The following is a 19,888-nucleotide window of genomic DNA, read 5'->3' on the forward strand; positions in this document are numbered from 1 at the left end:
GATCCGCTGTTGTTCGTCGGGCGGGGATCCGCTGTTGTTCGTCGGGCGGGGATCCGCTGTTGTCCGTCGGGCCGGGACCCGCTGTTGCCCGCCGGGTGGGCACCTTACTGTTCCCCGCCGGGCAGCGCAGCGCGATGCACGGCGGGGATCCCCTAGTGACATAAGCTGACCCCCGTGAGTATCGAGATCGCCAACGAGTCGGGTATCGACGTATCCGAGGAAGAACTGGTCAGCGTTGCGCGGTTCGTCATCGGGCGGATGGATGTGCATCCGGCGGCCGAGTTGTCGATGGTGCTGGTGGATCTCGACACCATGGCGGATCTGCACATGCGGTGGATGGATCTGCCGGGGCCGACCGATGTCATGTCGTTTCCGATGGACGAGCTCGAGCCGGGCGGACGGCCGGACAGCGCCGAGCCGGGGCCGTCGATGCTCGGCGACATCGTGCTGTGTCCGGAATTCGCGGCGGGGCAGGCGGCCAAGGCCGGTCACTCCGTCGACCAGGAACTGGCCCTGCTGACCGTGCACGGCGTGCTCCACCTGCTCGGCTACGACCATGCCGAGCCGGAGGAGGAGAAGGAGATGTTCGGCCTGCAGAATCAGCTGCTGGCGGACTGGTACGAGAGCCTGCGCGAGGCGCAGCGCCGCGCGGAACTCGCCGAGCGCGACCGACGGCTGCTCGGCAAGACCGGATTCACCGCACCCGGTGATCCGTTGGATCCGGCGTGAATTCGCTGATTCAGCTGCTCCTGGCGATACTGCTGGTCCCGGTGGGCGGCGCGTTCGCGGCCATCGATGCGGCGCTGGTGACCGTGTCACCCGCCCGCGTCGAGGACATGGTCCGCGCCGACCGCGCCGGCGCCCGGCGACTGACCCACATCATGGCCGACCGGCCCCGCTACGTGAATCTCATGGTGCTGCTGCGCCTGGTCTGCGAGATCAGCGCGACCGTGCTGCTGGCCGCCGCGCTCGACGACGTGTTCAGCGCCGGGCTGGCGCTGCTGCTCACCGCGATCGTGATGGTGCTGGTCGACTACCTGGTGATCGGCGTCGGCCCGCGCACCCTCGGCCGCCAGCACGCCTATTCGATCACCCTCGCCGCCGCCCTGCCGCTGCAGGTGATCGGCACCCTGCTCGGCCCGGTGGGCCGCCTGCTGATCATGATCGGTAATGCGATCACCCCCGGTAGGGGTTTCCGCAACGGGCCGTTCGCCTCCGAGGTCGAGCTGCGCGAGGTCGTCGACATGGCCCAGCAGAGCGGCGTGGTCGACTCCGAGGAACGCCGGATGATCCAGTCCGTCTTCGAACTCGGCGACACCCCGGCGCGCGCGGTCATGGTGCCGCGCACCGAGATGGTGTGGATCGAAGCCGACAAGACCGCGGCGCAGGCGATGTCGCTGGCGGTGCGGTCCGGGCACTCGCGGATTCCGGTGGTCGGCGAGAACGTCGACGACATCCTCGGCGTCGTCTATCTGAAAGACCTTGTGCCGTACGCGGATCGGGGCAAGAAGGTGTGGGTGCGCGAGGTGATGCGCTCGGCGGTGTTCACACCCGACTCCAAACCGCTGGATCAACTGCTGGACGAGATGCAGCGCCGCCGCAATCATATGGCGCTGCTGGTCGACGAATACGGCGGCATCGCGGGCCTGGTCACCATCGAGGACGTGCTCGAGGAGATCGTGGGGGAGATCGTCGACGAGTACGACACCGACGAGATCACCCCGATCGAGGCGCTCGGAAGCGGCAAATACCGTGTGTCGGCGCGCCTTTCGCTGGAGGATCTGGGTGAGCTGTTCGATACGGAGATCGACGAGGAGGACGTCGATACCGTCGGCGGTCTGCTGGCGCACGCCCTGGGCCGCGTGCCGCTGCCCGGTTCCAAGGCCGCGATCCACGGCTTGCAGCTGCGCGGTGAGGGCGGCACCGACGCCCGCGGCCGCGTCCGGATCCACACCGTGGTGGTGAAGCGGGCGGCGGAGAAGCCGGAGCGCGACGGCGGGAGCACCGAGATCGAGGAAAAACCCGCCCGGACACCGGGCTACGAGGATGGAGATGGCCATGAGTGAATCCGATGTCACCGGTCTGGACGCGGAGGACAACAAGCTGCTGGTGCTCGCGCGCGGAGCGCTGGGCCGCACCGGCGGCCCGGAGGGCGCCGCCGTGCGCGACACCGACGGGCGCACCTATGCCGCGGGCGCGGTGACCCTGCAGAACCTGGCCCTGACCGCGCTGCAGGCGGCGGTGGCGGCCGCGATCTCCAGCGGCGCCGAGGGTTTCGAGGCGGCCGTGGTGCTGGGCGGGCAGCTGCGCGACGCGGGAGTCGGTGCGGTGCACGAGGTTTCGCCCGGGGCGCGGATCATCTTCGCCGATCGCAACGGCGCGGTCTACGACACGGTGGACCCCGAGCCGATCACCGGTTACGGAGCCGGGGTGAACGAATGACCGACGCCGAATTCCGTTCGGGTTTCATCTGTTTCGTCGGCCGACCCAATACCGGCAAGTCGACGCTCACCAATGCCATGGTGGGACAGAAGATCGCGATCACCTCGTCGCGGCCGCAGACCACCCGGCACACCATTCGCGGCATCGTGCACCGCGAGCACGCCCAGCTGATCCTCGTCGACACCCCCGGCCTGCACCGGCCGCGCACGCTGCTCGGGCAGCGGCTCAACGACCTGGTGCGCGACACCTACTCCGAGGTCGACCTCATCGCGATCTGCATTCCCGCGGACGAGAAGATCGGCCCCGGCGACCGCTGGATCGTGCAGCAGATCAGGCAGATGGCGCCGAAGACGACCGTCGTCGGCGTGGTCACCAAGATCGACAAGGTGGGCAAGCAGGCCGTCGCCGAACAGCTGCTGGCCGTATCGCAGTTACTCGGCCCCGAGGCCGAGGTGGTGCCGGTCTCCGCGGTCAAGGGCGAACAGGTGGAACTGCTGGTCGACCTGATCGCCTCGAAGATGCCGGAGGGCCCGGCCTTCTACCCGGACGGCGAGCTGACCGACGAGCCCGAGGAAACGCTCATGGCCGAGCTGATCCGCGAGGCCGCGCTCGAGGGCGTCCGCGACGAACTGCCGCACTCGCTGGCCGTGGTGATCGAGGAGGTGCTGCCCCGCGAGGAGCAGGAGGGCATGCTCGACGTGCACGCCATCCTCTACGTGGAGCGCCCGAGCCAGAAGGCGATCATCATCGGCAAGGGCGGCTCCCGCCTGAAAGAGGTCGGCACCGCCGCCCGCAAACAAATCGAGCACATCCTGGGGACCCGCATCTACCTGCACCTGCACGTGAAGGTCGCCAAGGACTGGCAGCGCGACCCCAAGCAGCTGGGGCGTTTGGGGTTCTGATTCCGGCCAAAAGCATGCCGGAATCACAGACTGGTGGCATGTCGGACTGGCGGGTGGTGGCGTGCCGGACTGACGGGGTGGTGGCGTGCCGGATTGGTGGGTGGTGGCATGTCGGACCGATGGGGGTGGTGGCGTGCCGGATTGGTGGGTGGTGGCATGTCGGACCGATGGGGGTGGTGGCGTGCCGGATTGGTGGGTGGTGGCATGTCGGACCGATGGGGGCGGTGGCGTGCCGGATTGGCGGGTGGTGGCAGGCTCGACTAACGGATTGGTGACATGTTCGACCGGGAGGGGCGTGGTTCGGTCGCGGGCGGGCTCGTGCTGGAGTACATTCGCGGCCTCGGCCTGTTGATCGGCGGGGCGGAATCCGCTGTGTTTTGCCGTCGACGCGTCGGCCGAGCAGCGGAAGGACGCAGTATGAGTATCGACACCGCTCGGCCGGAGCCTGCCGAAGTTCCCGAATCCGCTGCGGCGGAACAGATTCACCGGTCCGATGGGCGGGTCGAGCTCGGTGCGGGGGTGGTTCTCGACGATCCCACGCTGGCCAATGCGGATCTGCGGCCGGTGCCGATTGCCCGGCGGCGCTGGACCACCTACAACTTCATGGCGCTGTGGGTCGGGATGGCGCACAATGTGGCGTCCTGGACGTTGGCGTCCGGGTTGATCGCGGTCGGCATGAACTGGGTGCAGGCGGTGGGGACCATTGCGCTGGCCAATGTCGTTGTGCTGGCGCCGATGCTGCTCACCGGGCATGTGGGCACCAAGTACGGCATCCCGTTCCCGGTGTTCGCGCGCGCGAGTTTCGGTGTGCGCGGGGCGAATCTGCCCGCCATGATCAGGGCGGCGGTGGCGTGCGCCTGGTTCGGCATCCAGTCCTGGATCGGCGGCGAGGCCATTTTCGTGCTGGCCGGAAAGTTGTTGGGGGACAGTTGGTCCCATGCCGGGCAGATCGGCGGCTATCCGTGGACGCAGTGGCTGTCGTTCGCGCTGTTCTGGTTGCTCGAGGTGGCGATCATCGCGCGCGGCATGGAGGCGTTGCGCCGGTTCGAGAACTGGGCCGCGCCGCTGGTGATCGTCGGCGCGGTGGCCCTGCTGGCATGGATCGCGGTCAAGGCGGGCGGGTTCGGGCCGCTGGTGAGCGAGCCGTCGAAACTGGGCTGGGGCCACGGCTTCTGGACGGTGTTCTTCCCGTCGCTGATGGGCATGATCGGGTTCTGGTCCACGCTGTCGCTGAACATTCCCGACTTCACCCGCTTCGGCGGCAGCCAGCGCGCCCAGGTGCGCGGGCAGGCGCTCGGGCTGCCGACCACGATGACGCTGTTCGCGGTGCTGGCGGTGCTGGTGACCTCGGGCACCCAGGCGGTGTACGGGGCGCCGATCTGGGATCCGGTGCAGGTGGCGGCGAAGATGGACTCCGTGGCGGGCACCCTGTTCGCGCTGGTGATCGTGCTGGTGGCCACGCTGTCGGTGAATATCGCCGCCAATATCGTCAGTCCCGCCTACGACCTGTCCAATCTGGTGCCCAAGCTGATCGGCTTCCGCACCGGCGCGGTGATCACCTGCGTGCTCGGCGTGGTGATCATGCCGTGGCGGCTGATCGCCAACCCGCACACCTACATCTATACCTGGCTCAATACCGTCGGCGGGCTGCTCGGCACCGTCGCGGGCATCCTCGTCGCCGACTACTGGATCGCCCGCCGCACCCGGCTGACGGTCCCCGACCTGTACCGCCGCTCCGGCGCCTATTGGTATGCGGGAGGCTGGAATTGGCGCGCCGTGGTGGCCCTGGTGGCCGGTGGTGTGCTGGCCATCGGCGGCTCGTATTCGACGGTCAGCGACGGCGTGAAGCAGGGGCCGTTCCCGGCCGACGGCATCATTCCGGCGCTTCGCCCTTTGGCCGACTACGGTTGGGCCGTCGGGCTGGCCTCGGCACTGCTGATCTACCTGGCCCTCGGCCGAGTGTTCCCCCAGCGCCCCGCCGATCGGTGAGACTTGCCGGAATAAAGAGTGGGACTACCCGCCGGATCGTTCCCACCACGGCTCGGGCCGTTCCCGCTCCCAGTGTAGTTCCGATTCCAATTGGGCCGCAACGGAAACCAGGAGCGGCTCGGAATTGGCCGGGCCCATGAGTTGGGCGCCGACCGGGAGGCCGGTGGCGGTGAATCCGGCGGGGACGTTCACGCTGGGCCAGCCCAGGATGTTCCACGGCCAGGTGTAGGGGCAGGCGGCGGTGATCAGGGCGTCGGTGGCCGCGATGCCCAGGCCGTTCATGGCATCGACCGGCGGGGGCGGGGTGGCGGTCGTCGGCGCGAGGACGATGTCGTAGTCGCGGAAGAAGCCGCCGATCCGCCTGTGCAGCAGCGGTTCCGCGGCGCGCGCGGCGAACAGGGCGGGCCCGTCCAGCAGCAGGCCCAGCGCGGCATTGACCCGGGTGCGCGAATCGACCTGGGCGCCGGGCAGTTTGGCGAGCTCGGTGCGGATGCCCGCCATCGAGCGCGGCAGGAAGGTGGTGCCGATCAGCAGCCCGTAGTGCAGGTCGGCGACGGTGACCGCGTGGCCGAGCCGCCGCAGCGCCGCGGCCAGATCGTGCACCCGGGCGGCGATCTCGCGGTCCAGGGCGGTCCGGGTGGCGGTGAACGGAATGTTCAGCGACAGCGCGATGCGCAGCCGCCCGGGGTCGCGGCCGACCGCGTCGGACACCGTCGCGGCGGGCGGGGTGTGCCGATCGCCCGGATGCGGACCGGCGGCCACGTCGAGCAGCAGGGCCGCGTCGGCGACCGTGCGGGCCAGCGGGCCGTGCACGGTGAGGCCGTTGAACGCCTCCGGCAGCGGCCAGGTGGAGATGCGCCCGCGCTGCGGCTTGATGCCCACCAGATTCGTCCACGCGGCCGGGATGCGCACCGAGCCCGCGCCGTCGGAACCCAGTGCGGCGGGCACCAATCCGGCCGCCACCGCGGCCGCCGAACCGCCCGAGGAACCGCCGGGCGTGTGCCCGGCGCGCCAGGGATTGCGGGTGCAGCCGAAGGCCGCCGCGTCGGTGAACGGCCACTGGCCGATCTCGCAGGTGTTGGTCTTGCCGACGATCACCGCGCCCGCCGCGCGCAGCCGCCGCGCCGCCTCGGCGTCCTCGGTCTTCGGGGCGAAGTCGCCGCCGCAGCCGAAAGCCGTTGGCTCCCCGGCGAGATCGGTGTCGTCCTTGATCGCGATCGGCACGCCCAGCAGCGGCAGCCGCTCCCCGGCGGCCAGGCGGCGGTCGGCGTCGGCGGCCTCGGCGAGCGCCCGCTCGCGGCGCACGATCCGGAAGGCGTTGAGCGTGGGCTGCGCGGCCTCGATCCGGTCGAGCGCATCCGTGGTCGCGGCCACCGACGTGGTGGTGCCGGAAGCGAGCGCGGCCGCCACTTCGGCCAACCCGAGCTCGCGTATCGATGCCATCGCCATGTGATCTCCGTCTCCCTGCCGACTGTACCGAACGGTAACCTGGAAATGGTCGTGTGTCCAAGTCGGGTCCCGGGAGTCGATTTTCGGGACCTCAGCGGCGGTGGTCGCGCAATCGGCCTACCATCTGGGCGTGAGGTGGATGTCCCGGGCGTTCGGTTCGAAAGAGCTACCGCTGCACATGCGTTCGGATCTGGAATCGGAAGGGATCGTGGTGTTCGGTCCCGTGAGTGGCTCCGTCGCGCACCGCAGCTACCGGACGCCCCTGCACTACGCCTCCTCGAGCTGGGAGAACGTCGCCTTCGGCACTATCGCGATGAGCCGCCGCCGCCTGATCGTCTGGGGCAATCGCGTAGCGCTGGTGGATGTTCCGCTCGGCCACCCCTCGGTGACGATGGAACTCCAGGGCCGAGAGCGAATGCTGCTCGAGGCCGACAACTCCGGCATCGACCGCACCCGCACCGGCTGGACCACGCTGCTGTTACGCACCATCCACGCGCCGCGGGTGGCCCAGCTCTACAGCGAAAGCGGAACCGGGCGGCCCTGATTCGCGATTCAGGCGTGGGAGCCGAGAGTCGCGCCGGAGTGCAGAGCGTGGAATTCGGAGCTGCTGTGCGCACTGAACACCGTGACCTCGCCGTTGTGCGTGTGGAGCAGTTCGCGTAGTCGTTCGTGGTTGGTGTGTCGGGCGCCGGTCAGTGCCTCGACCTGTTTTTCGAACATCGCGGCGCCGATCGGGACGGGTGGGCGGGCCGGATCGACCTGGGCGGGATGGAAATACGAGTCGCCCGCGTGCAGGAGCCAGCCGTGGCCGGTGTCGACGGCGACGGCGGTGTGGCCGTAGCTGTGCCCGGCCAGCGGGATCAGCAGGATCGACGGCGGTAGGCCGGTGAGGTCGCGGACGGCGTCGAAGCCGAACCAGGGCTCGCCGTGTTCGCTGTAGCGCTCCCAGGCCGGGCCGTGCGCGAATTGCGCTGCCAGGTACCGGGATTGCTCGCGGCCGCCGTGCGCGCCGCGCAGCGAGTCGAGTTCGACGGCGTGCACATGCACTCGGGCGTGCGGGAATTCGGCCAGGCCGCCCGAGTGATCGCGATCGAGGTGGGTGAGCACGATGTCGCGCACGTCGGTGCGGCGGTAGCCGAGCGCCTCGATCCTGCGGGCGACGGTGTGGGTGAGGTCGAGCACCGGACGGGTGAGCCGCACGAAGCCGCGACCCAGCCACCGGTCCGGATCGTGCACCGCGTTCTCGCCGATTCCGGTGTCCACCAGGGCGAGTCCGGTGTCGTGCTCGATGAGCAGGCAGTGGCAGACCAGTTCGGCGCGGCGGAACACCCCGGCCCGGCCGTCGAACAAGCGCCCGCCGAACGGCCGCATGGTGCCGCCGTCGAGGTGGTGGATTCGCATCAGGAGAGCTCCTTGTCGAGCGTGGTACGCAGGTGATCGGCGACGGCGCGCAGGGGTGCGGCGTCGCGCCGGGTCTTGGCGAGCAACAGGGCGCCCTCGATCATGGCGAGGACGACGGTCGAAAGCTCCCGGGCGCGAACGGGTTCGAGGCCGCGGTCGGTGAGGAAGTCGGTGATCGCCGCCTCCCAGGAACCGAATCCGTCGACGCAGGCCCGCCGGATCGGCTCGCTGTCGCCCGCGGTGTCGAGCGCCACCGTGGCGATCGGGCAGCCGCGCCGGAAGTCCGATTCGGTGAGATCCCGTGCGAGAGCGTCGATTACGGCGTCCAGGTCGCGGGCGGCGAGCGCGGCCGCCAGCAGGTCCCGCAGCTGCTCGCCGGAGCGGGCGACGGCCTCGGCCGCGAGTTGTTCCTTCCCGCCGGGGAAGTGGAAGTAGAACGAGCCCTTGGGCGCCCCGCCCGCGCTGACCAACTGGTTCAGCCCGGTCGCGTGGTAGCCCTGGGTGTGGAAGAGGTCGGCGGCGGCGTCGATGAACCGCTGCCGGGAATTGGTGCGCGATGGCATGCGACGACCATAGCGACAACTATGACGACTGGTCTAGTGATTACCGACTCGGAATCGGCCGATGAGCGGGCAGGCGTGGCGGATCGAGCGTGTCGATGCGGCATGCGAGGATGTGGGGCGTGCGGTTGTATCGGGATCAGGCTGTCGTGCTGCGTCAGCACAAGCTGGGGGAGGCCGATCGCATCGTCACGCTGCTCACCCGCCAGCACGGCCTGGTGCGGGCGGTCGCGAAGGGGGTGCGGCGCACCCGATCCAGGTTCGGGGCGCGGCTGGAACCGTTCGCCTACGTGGATGTGCAGCTGTACCCGGGCCGCACTCTCGACACCATCACCCAGGTGCACACCGTGGAGGCGTTCGCCGCCGCCATCGTCGACGACTACGGCCGCTACACCACCGCCTGCGCGGTGCTCGAGACCGCCGAGCGGCTGGCCGGTGAGGAGCGCGCCCCCGCGCCCCGGCTGCACACCCTGACCGCCGGCGCGCTGCGGGCGATCGCCGCCCGGCAGCGCCCGCACGAGCTGATCCTGGACGCATTCCTGTTGCGCGCCATGGGTTTCGCGGGCTGGGCCCCGGCCCTGGACGACTGCGCGCGCTGCGCCACCCCGGGCCCGCACCGCGCCTTCCACGTGGCCGCCGGGGGAGCGGTGTGCGTGCACTGCCGCCCGCCCGGCTCCGCGACCCCCGCCCTGGGCGTCCTCGACCTCATGAGCGCGCTCTACCGCGGCGCGTGGACCGGCATCGACGCCGTTCCCGACGTCGTCCGCCGCCAGGCCAGCGGCCTCACCGCCGCGCACCTGCAGTGGCACCTGGAACGCCAGCTGCGCACCCTGCCCCTGATCGAACGCTCCCGCCCGCACGGCGTGAGCGCCGAACCGGCGCAGAGCCGGGTCGGGTGAGCCGGGCCGGGTGAGCGCCCGGGGAATGAAAGCATCGGCCGCGCCGTAGAAGAAGGCATGAAACTCGACACCGCCGCGCGCGATCTCATCGGCCCCGGCGCCGACGCCACCCTGGTCACGCTGAACCCCGACGGCAGCCCGCAGGTCTCGGTCGTGTGGGTGGCGCTGGAATCCACCCCGGACGGTGACGAACTGGTGGTCGGGCACCTCTCCGAGCACAAGAAGATCCGCAATGTGCGCCGCGACCCGCGGGTGGCGGTGACGATCCTCGCGCCGGAACTGGGCGAGACCATGCGCCCCTACCTCCTGCTCACCGGCACCGCCCGGGTCGTGGAAGGCGGTGCGCCGCAACTCCTCCGCGAGCTGGCCAAGACCCTGGCGACGCCGGGCGCGAAGTTCCCGCCCGCCGACGCCCCGGATGGCTACCTGACCCGCATCCGCATCGAAAAGGTCGGCGGCGTCGGCCCCTGGGCGCAGTAGACGGGCCATTGTGACGCCACCCTCGAGCATTCGTGGCGTCACAATTTTCCGGGCGTGCCGTCACCATTCCGGGCGTGGCGTCACCATTCCGGGCGTGCCGTCACCATTTCCGACGCGCTGTCACAATTTTCCCGGCGCGCTTTTGGCCGGGATCCTCCCCTACAGCCCCGCCCGGCTCGAGCGGAGAAGGCGGGCCAGGTGGGTGGTCACCAACCCCGCCGCCTGCTGCACGGCGTGGCCCAGGGCCGGGATGCGGTCGGGCTCGAAAACCGTTGCGGCCAGGGCGGCTACCACCTCTCCGGCGGGGCCGCGCACCGGGGCCGCGACGCAGGCGACGCCGTAGCGGCGGGTGTCGAGGTCGTAGGCCATGCCGCGGTCGCGGGCGGCGGCGGTGAGGCGGCGCCATTCCAGGGGTGAGAAGCCTTCCGGCGGTACGGGATTCGGGTGGGCCGCGGTGAGGATCTGTTCGGCTGCCGTCCCGGGCGGCAGCAGCGTGCCGGGGCGGAACGGATACGCCTCCTCGATCTCGCGGTTGACCGAGGCGATCAGCATGGTGTCGCCGCGATCGGTCAGCGAGAGGGTGAACCCGCCGCGGTCCGTCGCCGCCACCAGCTGCCGCATCGGATGCGCGACCGCGGTCCGCAGCAGCTGCGCGGGCTGCCAGGTCTGGCCGAGCCGGAACATGCGCGGGCCCAGGCGGTAGCGGCCCGCGCGCCGCTGCACCGCGCCCTCCTCGATGAGCTGCCCGAGCAGCCGGTAGGTGGTGGCCTTCGGCAGCCCGGACGACATCGACAATTCGGTCAGGCCCGCCTCCTCCTCGCGCACCAGGGCCTCCAGCAGGGCGAACGCCCCCTCCAATACGCCGCGGCCGACGGTCCGCTCCCGTGTCGCTTCGCTCACTTTGCCCTCCCGATCGGATCGTGCACACGAACCCGAGCCCCGTGCTTGTATCGGTGAGGGTCCTCGGAATGGAACGCCCGGGCACCCGCACGGGCGTAAAGAGACCGTTAAAGCAGGAAACCGGACGGTGTTTTTCAGGAGATTGTGTGGAGAACCGGTGCGAACCCGGTGGTCCCGGTCGTCTGCCCGGCGACGTGTTGCAGGATGGTGGGCGTGATCGGTAACCGCGCCTCCTCCACCACTACCACCCGCACCGTTCGCCCGCCGTCGCCGCATCCGTCGGGGGCCAGGCCGCCCGCGCTGCCCGCGGAGTTCGTGCCCAAGCACGTAGCACTGGTGATGGACGGCAACGGCCGCTGGGCGCAGGAGCGCGGGCTGCCGCGCACCGCGGGGCACGAGCGCGGCGAGGCGGTGCTGCTGGACACCGTCGAGGGCTGCATCGAGATCGGCGTGAAATGGCTGTCCGCGTATGCCTTTTCGACCGAGAACTGGCGGCGCAGCCCGGACGAGGTGCGCTTCCTCATGGGCTTCAATCGCGATGTGATCCGCCGCCGCCGCGACGAGATGCACGAGATGGGCGTGCGGGTGCGCTGGGCCGGGCGGCGACCGCGCCTGTGGCGCAGCGTGATCAAGGAACTGGAGATCGCCGAGGAGCTCACCAAGGACAATACGGTGATGACCCTCACCATGTGCGTCAACTACGGTGGTCGCGCCGAGATCGCCGACGCCGCACGGGAAATCGCGCGCCGCGTGGCCGCCGGTGACCTGGACCCGGAGAAGATCACCGAGGACACCTTCGCCCGCTTCCTGGACGAGCCGGATATGCCGGACGTGGATCTGTTCCTGCGCCCGTCCGGCGAGCTACGCAGCTCCAACTTCCTGATCTGGCAGTCCGCCTACGCCGAATTCGTCTACCAGCACACGCTGTTTCCCGATTTCGACCGCCGCAATCTGTGGGAGGCGTGCGTGGAGTACGCCAAGCGCGACCGTCGGTTCGGTGGGGTGAAGTGAGCACCGAGCAGAAGACCGCGGAGGAGTTGCAGGCCCGCGCCGGCGCCTGCCTGGCCCGCTACGACATCGCCGTCCGGGTCGAGAACGGCGGCCTGGGTTTCGAATACGACGGCGCGCTGTGCTCGCTGCGCGCGGTCACCCTGGCCCCGGGCCTGGACGTCCTCACCCTGACCTGCGTGCTGGCCTGGGATCGCCCGCGCAAGCCGCAGCTGCACAGGCGGGTCGCCGAGCGCAACAACGCGCTGCAGTTCGGGTCGCTCACCGTCATCGCGCACGGCGATCTCGCGGATGTGATCCTGCGCTACACCTTCCCGGCCGCGGGCCTGGACGACGAGGCGCTGGCCACCATGCTGCTGCTGGTCCTGTCCGGCGCGGGCCAGGCCCGCCGCGGCTTACTGCCCTGACCGCCTCCCCGCATTTCTGGCCATACCAGTCGGAGCCTCGGCAGTTGGTCACCGGTCCTGCGTGGGTGCCGCAGAAGGAAGACGGAATCGGCGGCCGGTGCTGGGAACCCGTCCAGGGCAGCACCGGCAGGTGCCCGAACGGGATAGGGGTAGGGGCGGTGCATTACTGCGCGAACATGACGAAAGACCCCACCGCCGGTGACACGAACAGCGCACACTCGAACATCGGAGACGAATTCCGAAGCAAGGCAACGCATTCCCTGTCGCCGACCGAAACCGACCGCCATGTCACAGCCTGCGCCAGCCCCCGGCCAGCACCCGGACCGGGCCACTGACGGCGACATCGTCGCCGACATTACGGCCACCCTGGAACGCATCGCCCGCGACCTGCGCGACACCGCCGCCCTGCACCAGATCACCCAACTCTGGAATCAGCGCCGGACCCCGCCTCGCACCGGCGCGGACCTCGCCGCCCGGGTCGGCGCAGACCTGGCAGCGATCCACCACATCCTCGCCGGCCTCGACTACCGCACCGCGCCCGGCATCGGCCAGTCCTGACACCCCCTGACGCCCGCAGCCCGCCGGAAAGCAGGGTCCTCAGCGACAGGCAACAGCTCACGTGGACGGATTCGGCATCACCGTGCGGGCGGCGAACGTCTCCAGTTCGGCCGCGGCGGCGCAGGCGCCCCCAGCGGAACGGAAGGACCGCTGCAGCTGCGCCGCGGCCTGACTGTAGTGCGGCTGGGTGAGTACGGCGTCCACCGCATCGCCCAGGTGTCGAGTGGTCGCTCGGTTGAACCGGACGCGGATGCCCGCACCGGCTCGTACCACCTGGCTGGCGACAATGGATTCGTCGTTGACGATGGGCGCCATGACGAGCGGGAGTCCGTGCCACAGGGATTCACAGACGGTGTTGTGCCCGGCGTGACAGATCACGGCGTCGGTTTTCGCCAAGAGCGGTACCTGCGGAACGCGCGGTCGGACAAGGATGTTCGGCCCCAGGGCGCCGAGTACGCCGCCTGGGTCGACGATGACCGCTTGGAGTCGTTCGGCTCGGGCGGCGATGGCCTCCGCGGCCGCGGTGAGAAATCGGTCCACCCCGGTGGTGCAGATCGTGCCCAGCGTGATCAGGACGGTCTGTCGCGCCGGGTCCAGCCAATCCCACGGAAAATCCGATTCGGATGGTCGCGCGGTGACCGACGGGCCCACGAACCGGATCTGTTCTCCGACCTCGACATCGGGTCCGACGAGTGCGTCGGTCGTGAACGCCAGCACCAAGTGCGGGGAGAACCGGGGGTCGGCATCCTCGGCGGTGGGGTCGCCGATTCGTTGGCGGAGGTCGCGGACCAGGTCGGTAAGCCAGGCTTGCACTTTCGGCAGTCCGGCCAGGGGATCGACGAGATCGGCCGGGGTGGTAGCGGAGGTCGCCCAGGGCAGGCCGAACCGTTGCGCGATCAATGCGCCCGCCACCGCGTGCTGGTCGACCACCAGAACGTCCGGTACGAAATCGGCGATCGCCGCGGACACGCCTGGAGCCATGGCGTCGGCCAGGGGTACGAGGACCTTCTCCCACAGCAGCTTCAGTCCGATCGCGGGCGAGCGGTATTCCAGTGGCTGAACGGGTGGTGTCTCGCTGTCCCAACCACAGGCCGGGTAAGCGATTGTCTCCCCTCCGGCCAGTTGTCGGATCATCTCCGGTGGGCCCGCCCACGCCACCTGATGGCCCTGCTCGGTCAGTGCGGCCGACACGCCGACGAGGGGGTTGATGTGGCCGACCAGTGGGGGTACTACGAACAGGTATCTGCTCACGTTCCGTCGCCTCCTCCTCGCGGTGTCTCCGTATGCGTGTGTTCCGAAATCCAGGTGACGATGAGGTCGTGCACTTGGGCGGGGGCGTCCAGCAGTACCGAGTGCTTCAGACCGGGCAGGACGGCGGACCGGCAGTTGGGGAGCAGCGACTCCACCCACGGAATCACGTCGGTGACCAACCCGTCGCTGCCGTAGATGAGCAGTACGGGACAGCGCACCGCGCGGATCTCGTCCTCGCCGACCAGGTGGCCGACGGGGACGTCGCGGACGACCGTTGTGGTACGCATCAGCTGCTCGGCGGCCTTTCCGATGCGGAGGAAGTGCGCATACTGGCTGGATCGCAACGGCCCCGTCCTACTCGCCTCGGCGACCCAGCGCGCCAGCAGGTTGTCCTCGCTGTCTTGGTTCGCTGCGACATACTGCAAGCTCTGCGCTGCGAAACTCGCCCACGCCTCGGTCGCGGGGCGTGACTCGATCATCGTGACGGTCGCTGTGCGATCCGGGCGGCGCACCGCGTAGTTGAAGGCCACCGTTCCGCCGTAGGAGTTGCCGACGAGGTGCACCGGGCGCCTGATGTCGAGCTGGTCGAGGAGTGCGTCGAGATCGGCGACGAAGGTGTCCAGCGTGTATCCGCTCGGGGGGCGCTCACTCTTTCCGTGTCCCCGCAAGTCGTACAGGATCACGTCGAACCCGGCGTCGGTGAACGGGAATCCGAGTGTGAAGTAGTAGCTTGCCATGTTGTCGAAGCAAATGCCGTGGATGCACACCACGATCGGCGCCTGGTCGGCCACCGCGGTGCCCCGCGCGGTCAACCGTCGCACGTGGTGATCGACTCCGTTCGCCCGGACCCGGCTCACCGGTCGGCTCCTTCGGCTGCGCGCAGACAGGTGGTCACGTGCTCGACCAGTTGGCCGACGGTGAGGTTGATGATCTGATCGAGTTCCATGTCCGCCACGAATTCGGCGAAGTTGACCGCGTGGCCGTACCGCGCGTCCAGGGACTCCCCCAACGCGACCATGTCGATGCTCTCGAATTCCAGATCCTCGCCGAACGCGGTGTCCATGCCGATCTCGAGGTCCTCCAGGTCGTAATCGTCCAGCACGTCCCGGATCATCGCGGCGATCTCGGCGCAGACCGCGGCCTCGTCCGCTCGCACCGGTACGTCCGAGTTGCCGATATTCATCGAGTCGCCTCCTCGTCCTGCGGTTCCGTCGCGGTCCACGCCACGACGTAGGTCCTGATCGGCAATGCGGGCGGGTTGCTCACCTGCGCGCAGCGCACCCGGTAGCGGCGGGGCCCGATTTCCACGGCGAGCTCGGACGGCTCGGCGGCGACCACGGCGAAGTCACGTGGTCGCCCTTGCAGGCCGGTGCCTTCCGCTTTCGCGACGGCTTCCTTGGCCGTCCAGAACCTGGTGAACCACAACGCTTCCGGTTCACCGGTTGCCGCGCATCGGGCGGAGAGCAGTGCGCGTTCGGCTGCGCCGAGGGCGATCTCGTGAGTGCCGCCCGCGCGTTCGGTGACTTCCTCGATGTCGATCCCCACGGCAGGACCACCGGTCCCGCTCGACGGCCGGGCGATCGCTACCGCGGCTTCCCTCCGATGCGCGATGGACACGGTCAGTTCCGGCAGTATTCGCCCGTGCAGGCCCGCCACCAGCGGTCGGCCGTCGGGGGCGTTGCTCACCTTGATCTCGGCGGGGAAGATCGGGTCGTCGCTGTCGGTCCAGAGCCATTGCCGTACCGCGTCCTTGGCCACGATGCGACCGAGCGCGAACTGCCGACGGGCGCCCGGCGGGCACCGCTCGTAGTCCTCCCGCTCGCCGCTGCTGAGGTGGTTACGGATAACGAGGTCGCGGGAGGCCAGGTCCTGCCAGCCTTCGAAAAGCAATGCCCAACCACCGGATTGGGGGTCCGACAGCAGGTGCCGCTCGGGAAAGCGTTCGGTCGGCGGGCCGGTGGAGAAACGGCGGTCCCGCCAGCCGGTGAGCTCGGCCCACACCCTCCCGTCGGCCACCAGTTGCAGGTCGGCCTCGACGTGGGAATCGGTGACCGAAGTGATCCGGACGAAGCAGTCGATCTTCGTGCCCGCCTCGGGATGTGGACCGAAGAATCGGATTCCGCCCAGCCGCACCGGAAGCACCACATTGTGTTCGGTCAAGCTGGTCATCACCCAGCAGCCGAGGATCTGACCGGCGTTGTCCAACAGGGCTCCTGGTGCGCCGGGCGTGGTGATCGTGCCGCGCATGTGTGCGTCGCCGGTCGCGATGAGCTCGCCGACCCCTTGGAACCGGGGTCCGTGAAACATCCAGCGTCCGGTGTACAGCTGTTCGGCGGTGAGCACCGGTGGGCGTTCGGCAGCGGGCTCGGGGTCCCAGGGTGGCGGCGGGGCGGCGGGGTACGACGGATCCAGCTCGATGACCGCCCGCGCGTAGGGGCCGAACGATACGGCGACTCGGCTGTCCGATTCGGGTGTCACGGTGACCGGTACGTCGGTTGGGGGTGCGGCGGTCACCCACCGGTGGAACAGGACATCGTGGACGGCGACGGCCTTCCGGCCGGGTGCGGCTTGTTCGGCGAAGTCCATCATGTGCTGGATCATGGTGGTGGCCGGTAGCACCGGAAAGCGGTCGGCGTCGTCCGGCCAGTCGCGGCGTTGCTGGATGAAACCGTGATCCAGCAGGTACGGCATCGTCTCCACCGACACCCGCAGCACGTCCCGAATCTCACCCGGTGGAGGCGTCGAGGATCGCTCACGGGCCGCGATGAGTGTGGCCGCAGTGTCGGCGGTGTTGTTCAGCAGCGAGTGAAGCTCCGCGGCCACCGGGTATCGATTCGCGAATTGCCGCAAGGTGGACAAGCCGGTGCCGGAGTTCGTATGGCCGGTGGGCCGTTCCACAAGCGGCAGTAGTTCCCGGCTCGTCCGATCGTCCAGCGAGACCAGTGCGGAGCCGAGCTCCAACCGCATCGGCGAACCGCGCTGAACTGCGCGATCCGCTGTGTGTCGGGTGAGCAGAACATCGGTGTCGGCTGTGCCGCCGTCCACCCACAGGGCGTTGGCGACTCGCCGCAGTTGGTCCAGCCCGCTGCGATGCGGCGAGGCGGCGGGGACGACGAGATGATCCTTACCGTGCAAGGTGTCGCCGATGAGCGAGCCGAGCTGTCCCGTGCCGACCTGGATGAACGCGCGGAAGCCTGCCGCATACATCGCCTCGATCAGCGGGCGGAACCGCACCGGTTCCAGGAGATGCCGGAAGAACAGCTCACGGATGTCGTCCGCGTCGGACGGGTAGGGGGACACGGTCGTCGCCGACCAGACCGGCACGCTGGGCGGCAGCGTCTCGAGGTGCCGCGCGATCCGCCTGACCGGGTCCAGGTAGGGCTCCAGCATCGGTGTGTGGAAACCGGATTGGAACGGCAGCACATGCCCGAGCACCTTGCGGGCACGAAACCACCGCACGAATTCTTCGACGATCGGCTTCGGGCCGCAGACCATCGACTGATTCGGTGCGTTGTCGTGGGACAGGACGATCTCCTGCCGGTCCTCGAGCGCCGCCAGCACCCGATCGGCCGGTGCGCCGATCACCGCGAACGCCAATCCGAGGCGCCGCACCGAGTCGGGGTCGAACGAGGTGACGAGTTCGTCCGCGGTGGCGCTGGTGCACATGCCGCTGGCCACCATCGCGGTCCATTCGCCGACGCTGTGCCCGGCCATCGCGTCCGGGGTGATCCTCATCCGTCGCAGGGCGGCGTTCAGCAACCGGCCGAGGCTCACGACGCCGACCGCGTGCCGACCGACATCGCCAACCAGAATCCCGCCATCGGGATTGGCCGGGTATCCCGGCACGGATAGTCCGAAATGCTCCGCGATATCGGCGGCCCGGGGGTCGAACTCCGCCTCGAGACCGGGAAAAACGAAGGCCAGCTTGCCCGCACCGCCGAGCAGGGGCTCCGGTGTGAACCAGACGTCGTTGCGGCCGCGCCAGGCACGGCCGTTCGCCACCACCCGTCTGGCCAGCGCCAGCCGTTTGGCGGTCGGATCGACGATGCCGAGCCTGCTGCCGCCCGTGGGACGACGGTGGTCGTCGGCACGACCGCGCGCGAGTATCGCCGAATCGTCGGCGTCGAGCAGTTCGGCAAGGCGCTGCGGACTGTCCGCGGACAGCCGCAGCACCCGCTCGGGTTCGGCAACCGGCGTAACGACCGCCGCGCCGACCGCACCGGTCGGCGCCTGTTCCAGGACGACGTGTGCGTTGATGCCGCCGAAACCGAAAGCGTTCACCCCGGCCCGGCGAATCCGCTGTCCGCCAATGCTTTCCCACGGTCGTGCGGAGTCGAGCGGCTGGAACCTGGTCCTCGCCAGGGCCGGGTGCGGGTCTTCGCAGTGCAGGGTCGGCAGGAGCACGCCGTGGTACACCGCGAGCGCGGCCTTGATCATGCCCGCCACGCCCGCGGCGGGCATGGCATGACCGATCATCGACTTCACCGAGCCGATCACCGGGCGTTCGCCGTGGGCGGGGCCGAATACCTGGCCCAGGGTGGCCAATTCGGCCGCGTCTCCGGCCGGTGTCGCGGTGCCGTGCGCCTCCAGCAGGCCGACCGAGCCCGGCTCGGCCGGATCCAAGCCCGCCGCGCGCCACGCCTGCCGCACCGCTCGCTGCTGACCCTGTGGGTCCGGGTTGAGCAGGCTGGCACTGCGGCCGTCGCTGGCCACCCCGACGCCCCTGATCACCGCGTAGATCCGGTCGGCGTCCCGCTCGGCATCGGACAGCCGTTTGAGTGCGACCACTCCGGTGCCCTCCCCCATCAGCAGACCGTCGGCGCCGCGATCGAACGGGCGAATACGCTCGCTCGGCGAGAGCGCCCGCAACTGGGCGAACACGCTCCACAGCGTCACGTCGTGGCAATGATGGACCCCGCCGGCCAGCACCAGATCGCAACGGCCGCTGACGAGTTCGCGCACCGCGTGATCGACCGCGACCAGCGAGGAGGCACAGGCCGCGTCCAGTGTGTACGCGGGCCCACGCAGATCCAGCCGGTTGGCGACCCGAGATGCGACGAAGTTGGGTACCACGCCTACGGCCGACCCTGGTTCCTCGGGTCCGAGCCTTTCGTGGAACGCCGCGCGCACCCGGTCCAGACGCTCGGGACTCAGCTCGGGAAACAACTCGCCGAGGGTGCGTACCAGCTGGGTGGTAGTGATAACCCGCTGCGCCAGCCGAGCCTGACCCGCGCTGAGATAACCACCGCGGCCGAGGATCACGCCGACCCGCTGCCGATCGCCCGGCAGCCGGTCCTGCCCGCCCGCGTCGGCGATGGCCGCGGCCGCCACCCGCAGGGCGATCAGCTGATCGGGTTCGATACCGGGCACCGCGTTCGGCATGATCCCGAACGGGAGCGCGTCGATCTCCGCGAACTCGTCGACGAATCCGCCGCGACGGCAGTAGATTCGGTCCGCTCGCCCCGGCCCTTCCGCGGCATCCGGCTCGTAGAAGACCGCGGAGTCCCATCGGTTGGCGGGCACGTCGGTGATCGCGTCCACCCCGTCCACCAGGTTCCGCCAGTAGGTTCCCAGCTCACCCGCGCCCGGCAGCATCACCGCCATCCCCACGATCGCGACCGGAGTGTTGCCCAGCATCGGAA

At 69.5% G+C, this 19,888-nt stretch carries 19 protein-coding genes; 11 read left to right on the forward strand and 8 right to left on the reverse strand.

The window, feature by feature from the left end; translation table 11 throughout:
• Positions 1-174 precede the first annotated feature (174 nt).
• The 5 genes from ybeY (at position 175) to HPY32_RS05855 (ending at position 5,333) form a co-directional block, all read left to right on the forward strand.
• Positions 175-729 (forward strand): rRNA maturation RNase YbeY, encoded by a 555-nt coding sequence (gene ybeY, locus HPY32_RS05835; RefSeq protein WP_067592948.1) that lies wholly within the window; start codon positions 175-177, stop codon positions 727-729.
• Complete coding sequence (locus HPY32_RS05840) at positions 726-2,066, forward strand: hemolysin family protein (RefSeq protein ID WP_067592945.1); 1,341 nt, start codon at positions 726-728, stop codon at positions 2,064-2,066. The genes ybeY and HPY32_RS05840 overlap by 4 nt, the downstream gene beginning before the upstream one ends.
• A complete protein-coding gene (locus tag HPY32_RS05845; protein ID WP_067596156.1) occupies positions 2,059-2,442 on the forward strand; it encodes a cytidine deaminase-like protein in 384 nt (127 codons plus the stop codon). Before HPY32_RS05840 ends, HPY32_RS05845 begins: the two co-directional genes overlap by 8 nt.
• Complete coding sequence (gene era, locus HPY32_RS05850; protein WP_067592942.1) at positions 2,439-3,344, forward strand: GTPase Era; 906 nt, start codon at positions 2,439-2,441, stop codon at positions 3,342-3,344. The genes HPY32_RS05845 and era overlap by 4 nt, the downstream gene beginning before the upstream one ends.
• 417 nt (positions 3,345-3,761) lie before the next feature.
• Positions 3,762-5,333: an NCS1 family nucleobase:cation symporter-1 gene (locus HPY32_RS05855; protein WP_067596155.1), complete on the forward strand. Its 1,572-nt coding sequence runs from the start codon at positions 3,762-3,764 to the stop codon at positions 5,331-5,333.
• A gap of 24 nt (positions 5,334-5,357) precedes the next feature.
• On the opposite strand, the gene HPY32_RS05860 is transcribed toward HPY32_RS05855, so the two are convergent.
• Positions 5,358-6,776, reverse strand: coding sequence for an amidase (locus HPY32_RS05860; RefSeq protein WP_231951827.1), 1,419 nt, complete (start codon positions 6,774-6,776; stop codon positions 5,358-5,360).
• Between the two features lie 136 nt (positions 6,777-6,912).
• On the opposite strand from HPY32_RS05860, the gene HPY32_RS05865 reads away from it, so the two are divergent.
• Positions 6,913-7,326, forward strand: coding sequence for a hypothetical protein (locus tag HPY32_RS05865; RefSeq protein WP_156674660.1), 414 nt, complete (start codon positions 6,913-6,915; stop codon positions 7,324-7,326).
• Between the two features lie 8 nt (positions 7,327-7,334).
• Here HPY32_RS05865 and HPY32_RS05870 read toward each other — a convergent pair whose 3' ends face one another.
• Both HPY32_RS05870 and HPY32_RS05875 read right to left on the reverse strand, forming a co-directional pair.
• Positions 7,335-8,183: an MBL fold metallo-hydrolase gene (locus HPY32_RS05870; RefSeq protein WP_067592933.1), complete on the reverse strand. Its 849-nt coding sequence runs from the start codon at positions 8,181-8,183 to the stop codon at positions 7,335-7,337.
• Positions 8,183-8,746 carry a TetR/AcrR family transcriptional regulator gene (locus HPY32_RS05875; protein WP_067592930.1) on the reverse strand — a complete coding sequence of 188 codons (564 nt, stop codon included), beginning with the start codon at positions 8,744-8,746 and terminating at the stop codon, positions 8,183-8,185. The genes HPY32_RS05870 and HPY32_RS05875 overlap by 1 nt, the downstream gene beginning before the upstream one ends.
• A 119-nt stretch (positions 8,747-8,865) precedes the next feature.
• Between HPY32_RS05875 and recO the strand changes: the two genes are divergently transcribed.
• Together recO and HPY32_RS05885 are read left to right on the forward strand one after the other, a co-directional pair.
• Positions 8,866-9,642 (forward strand): DNA repair protein RecO, encoded by a 777-nt coding sequence (gene recO / locus HPY32_RS05880; RefSeq protein ID WP_067596154.1) that lies wholly within the window; start codon positions 8,866-8,868, stop codon positions 9,640-9,642.
• Between the two features lie 57 nt (positions 9,643-9,699).
• Positions 9,700-10,122 (forward strand): PPOX class F420-dependent oxidoreductase, encoded by a 423-nt coding sequence (locus HPY32_RS05885; protein WP_067592927.1) that lies wholly within the window; start codon positions 9,700-9,702, stop codon positions 10,120-10,122.
• A 159-nt stretch (positions 10,123-10,281) separates the two neighbouring features.
• On the opposite strand, the gene HPY32_RS05890 is transcribed toward HPY32_RS05885, so the two are convergent.
• Positions 10,282-11,022, reverse strand: coding sequence for an IclR family transcriptional regulator (locus tag HPY32_RS05890; protein ID WP_067592924.1), 741 nt, complete (start codon positions 11,020-11,022; stop codon positions 10,282-10,284).
• Positions 11,023-11,226: 204 nt separating this feature from the next.
• Here HPY32_RS05890 and HPY32_RS05895 point away from each other — a divergent pair, with 204 nt between their 5' ends.
• The 3 genes from HPY32_RS05895 to HPY32_RS05905 all read left to right on the forward strand — a co-directional run bounded on the left by HPY32_RS05895 (position 11,227) and on the right by HPY32_RS05905 (position 12,995).
• Entirely contained in the window at positions 11,227-12,033 is an 807-nt protein-coding gene (locus tag HPY32_RS05895) for an isoprenyl transferase (RefSeq protein ID WP_067592921.1), read from the forward strand.
• Positions 12,030-12,437, forward strand: a complete 408-nt coding sequence (locus HPY32_RS05900) for a YbjN domain-containing protein (protein WP_098693833.1) — start codon at positions 12,030-12,032, stop codon at positions 12,435-12,437. Before HPY32_RS05895 ends, HPY32_RS05900 begins: the two co-directional genes overlap by 4 nt.
• 285 nt (positions 12,438-12,722) lie before the next feature.
• Positions 12,723-12,995: a hypothetical protein gene (locus HPY32_RS05905; RefSeq protein WP_067592918.1), complete on the forward strand. Its 273-nt coding sequence runs from the start codon at positions 12,723-12,725 to the stop codon at positions 12,993-12,995.
• A gap of 57 nt (positions 12,996-13,052) precedes the next feature.
• On the opposite strand, the gene HPY32_RS05910 is transcribed toward HPY32_RS05905, so the two are convergent.
• Genes HPY32_RS05910 through HPY32_RS05925 form a run of 4 tightly spaced genes read right to left on the reverse strand, consistent with a single transcriptional unit; the run spans position 13,053 to position 19,883 of the window.
• Entirely contained in the window at positions 13,053-14,246 is a 1,194-nt protein-coding gene (locus HPY32_RS05910; protein WP_067592916.1) for a glycosyltransferase, read from the reverse strand.
• Positions 14,243-15,103, reverse strand: coding sequence for an alpha/beta fold hydrolase (locus HPY32_RS05915; RefSeq protein WP_067592912.1), 861 nt, complete (start codon positions 15,101-15,103; stop codon positions 14,243-14,245). Before HPY32_RS05915 ends, HPY32_RS05910 begins: the two co-directional genes overlap by 4 nt.
• Complete coding sequence (locus tag HPY32_RS05920; protein ID WP_067592909.1) at positions 15,100-15,429, reverse strand: hypothetical protein; 330 nt, start codon at positions 15,427-15,429, stop codon at positions 15,100-15,102. The genes HPY32_RS05915 and HPY32_RS05920 overlap by 4 nt, the downstream gene beginning before the upstream one ends.
• Complete coding sequence (locus HPY32_RS05925) at positions 15,426-19,883, reverse strand: type I polyketide synthase (RefSeq protein WP_067592906.1); 4,458 nt, start codon at positions 19,881-19,883, stop codon at positions 15,426-15,428. The genes HPY32_RS05920 and HPY32_RS05925 overlap by 4 nt, the downstream gene beginning before the upstream one ends.
• Positions 19,884-19,888 lie beyond the last annotated feature (5 nt).

It is taken from the genome of Nocardia terpenica (assembly GCF_013186535.1).
In the GTDB taxonomy this organism is placed as follows: Bacteria; Actinomycetota; Actinomycetes; order Mycobacteriales; family Mycobacteriaceae; genus Nocardia; species Nocardia terpenica.

Coding starts and splice junctions, on each gene's coding strand:
- HPY32_RS05845 (WP_067596156.1), top strand. CDS start 2,059: ATGAGTGAATCCGATGTCACCGGTCTGGACGCGGAGGACAACAAGCTG.
- era (WP_067592942.1), top strand. CDS start 2,439: ATGACCGACGCCGAATTCCGTTCGGGTTTCATCTGTTTCGTCGGCCGA.
- HPY32_RS05855 (WP_067596155.1), top strand. CDS start 3,762: ATGAGTATCGACACCGCTCGGCCGGAGCCTGCCGAAGTTCCCGAATCC.
- HPY32_RS05860 (WP_231951827.1), bottom strand. CDS start 6,776: ATGGCATCGATACGCGAGCTCGGGTTGGCCGAAGTGGCGGCCGCGCTC.
- HPY32_RS05870 (WP_067592933.1), bottom strand. CDS start 8,183: ATGCGAATCCACCACCTCGACGGCGGCACCATGCGGCCGTTCGGCGGG.
- HPY32_RS05875 (WP_067592930.1), bottom strand. CDS start 8,746: ATGCCATCGCGCACCAATTCCCGGCAGCGGTTCATCGACGCCGCCGCC.
- HPY32_RS05885 (WP_067592927.1), top strand. CDS start 9,700: ATGAAACTCGACACCGCCGCGCGCGATCTCATCGGCCCCGGCGCCGAC.
- HPY32_RS05895 (WP_067592921.1), top strand. CDS start 11,227: ATGGTGGGCGTGATCGGTAACCGCGCCTCCTCCACCACTACCACCCGC.
- HPY32_RS05905 (WP_067592918.1), top strand. CDS start 12,723: ATGTCACAGCCTGCGCCAGCCCCCGGCCAGCACCCGGACCGGGCCACT.
- HPY32_RS05920 (WP_067592909.1), bottom strand. CDS start 15,429: ATGAATATCGGCAACTCGGACGTACCGGTGCGAGCGGACGAGGCCGCG.
- HPY32_RS05925 (WP_067592906.1), bottom strand. CDS start 19,883: ATGCTGGGCAACACTCCGGTCGCGATCGTGGGGATGGCGGTGATGCTG.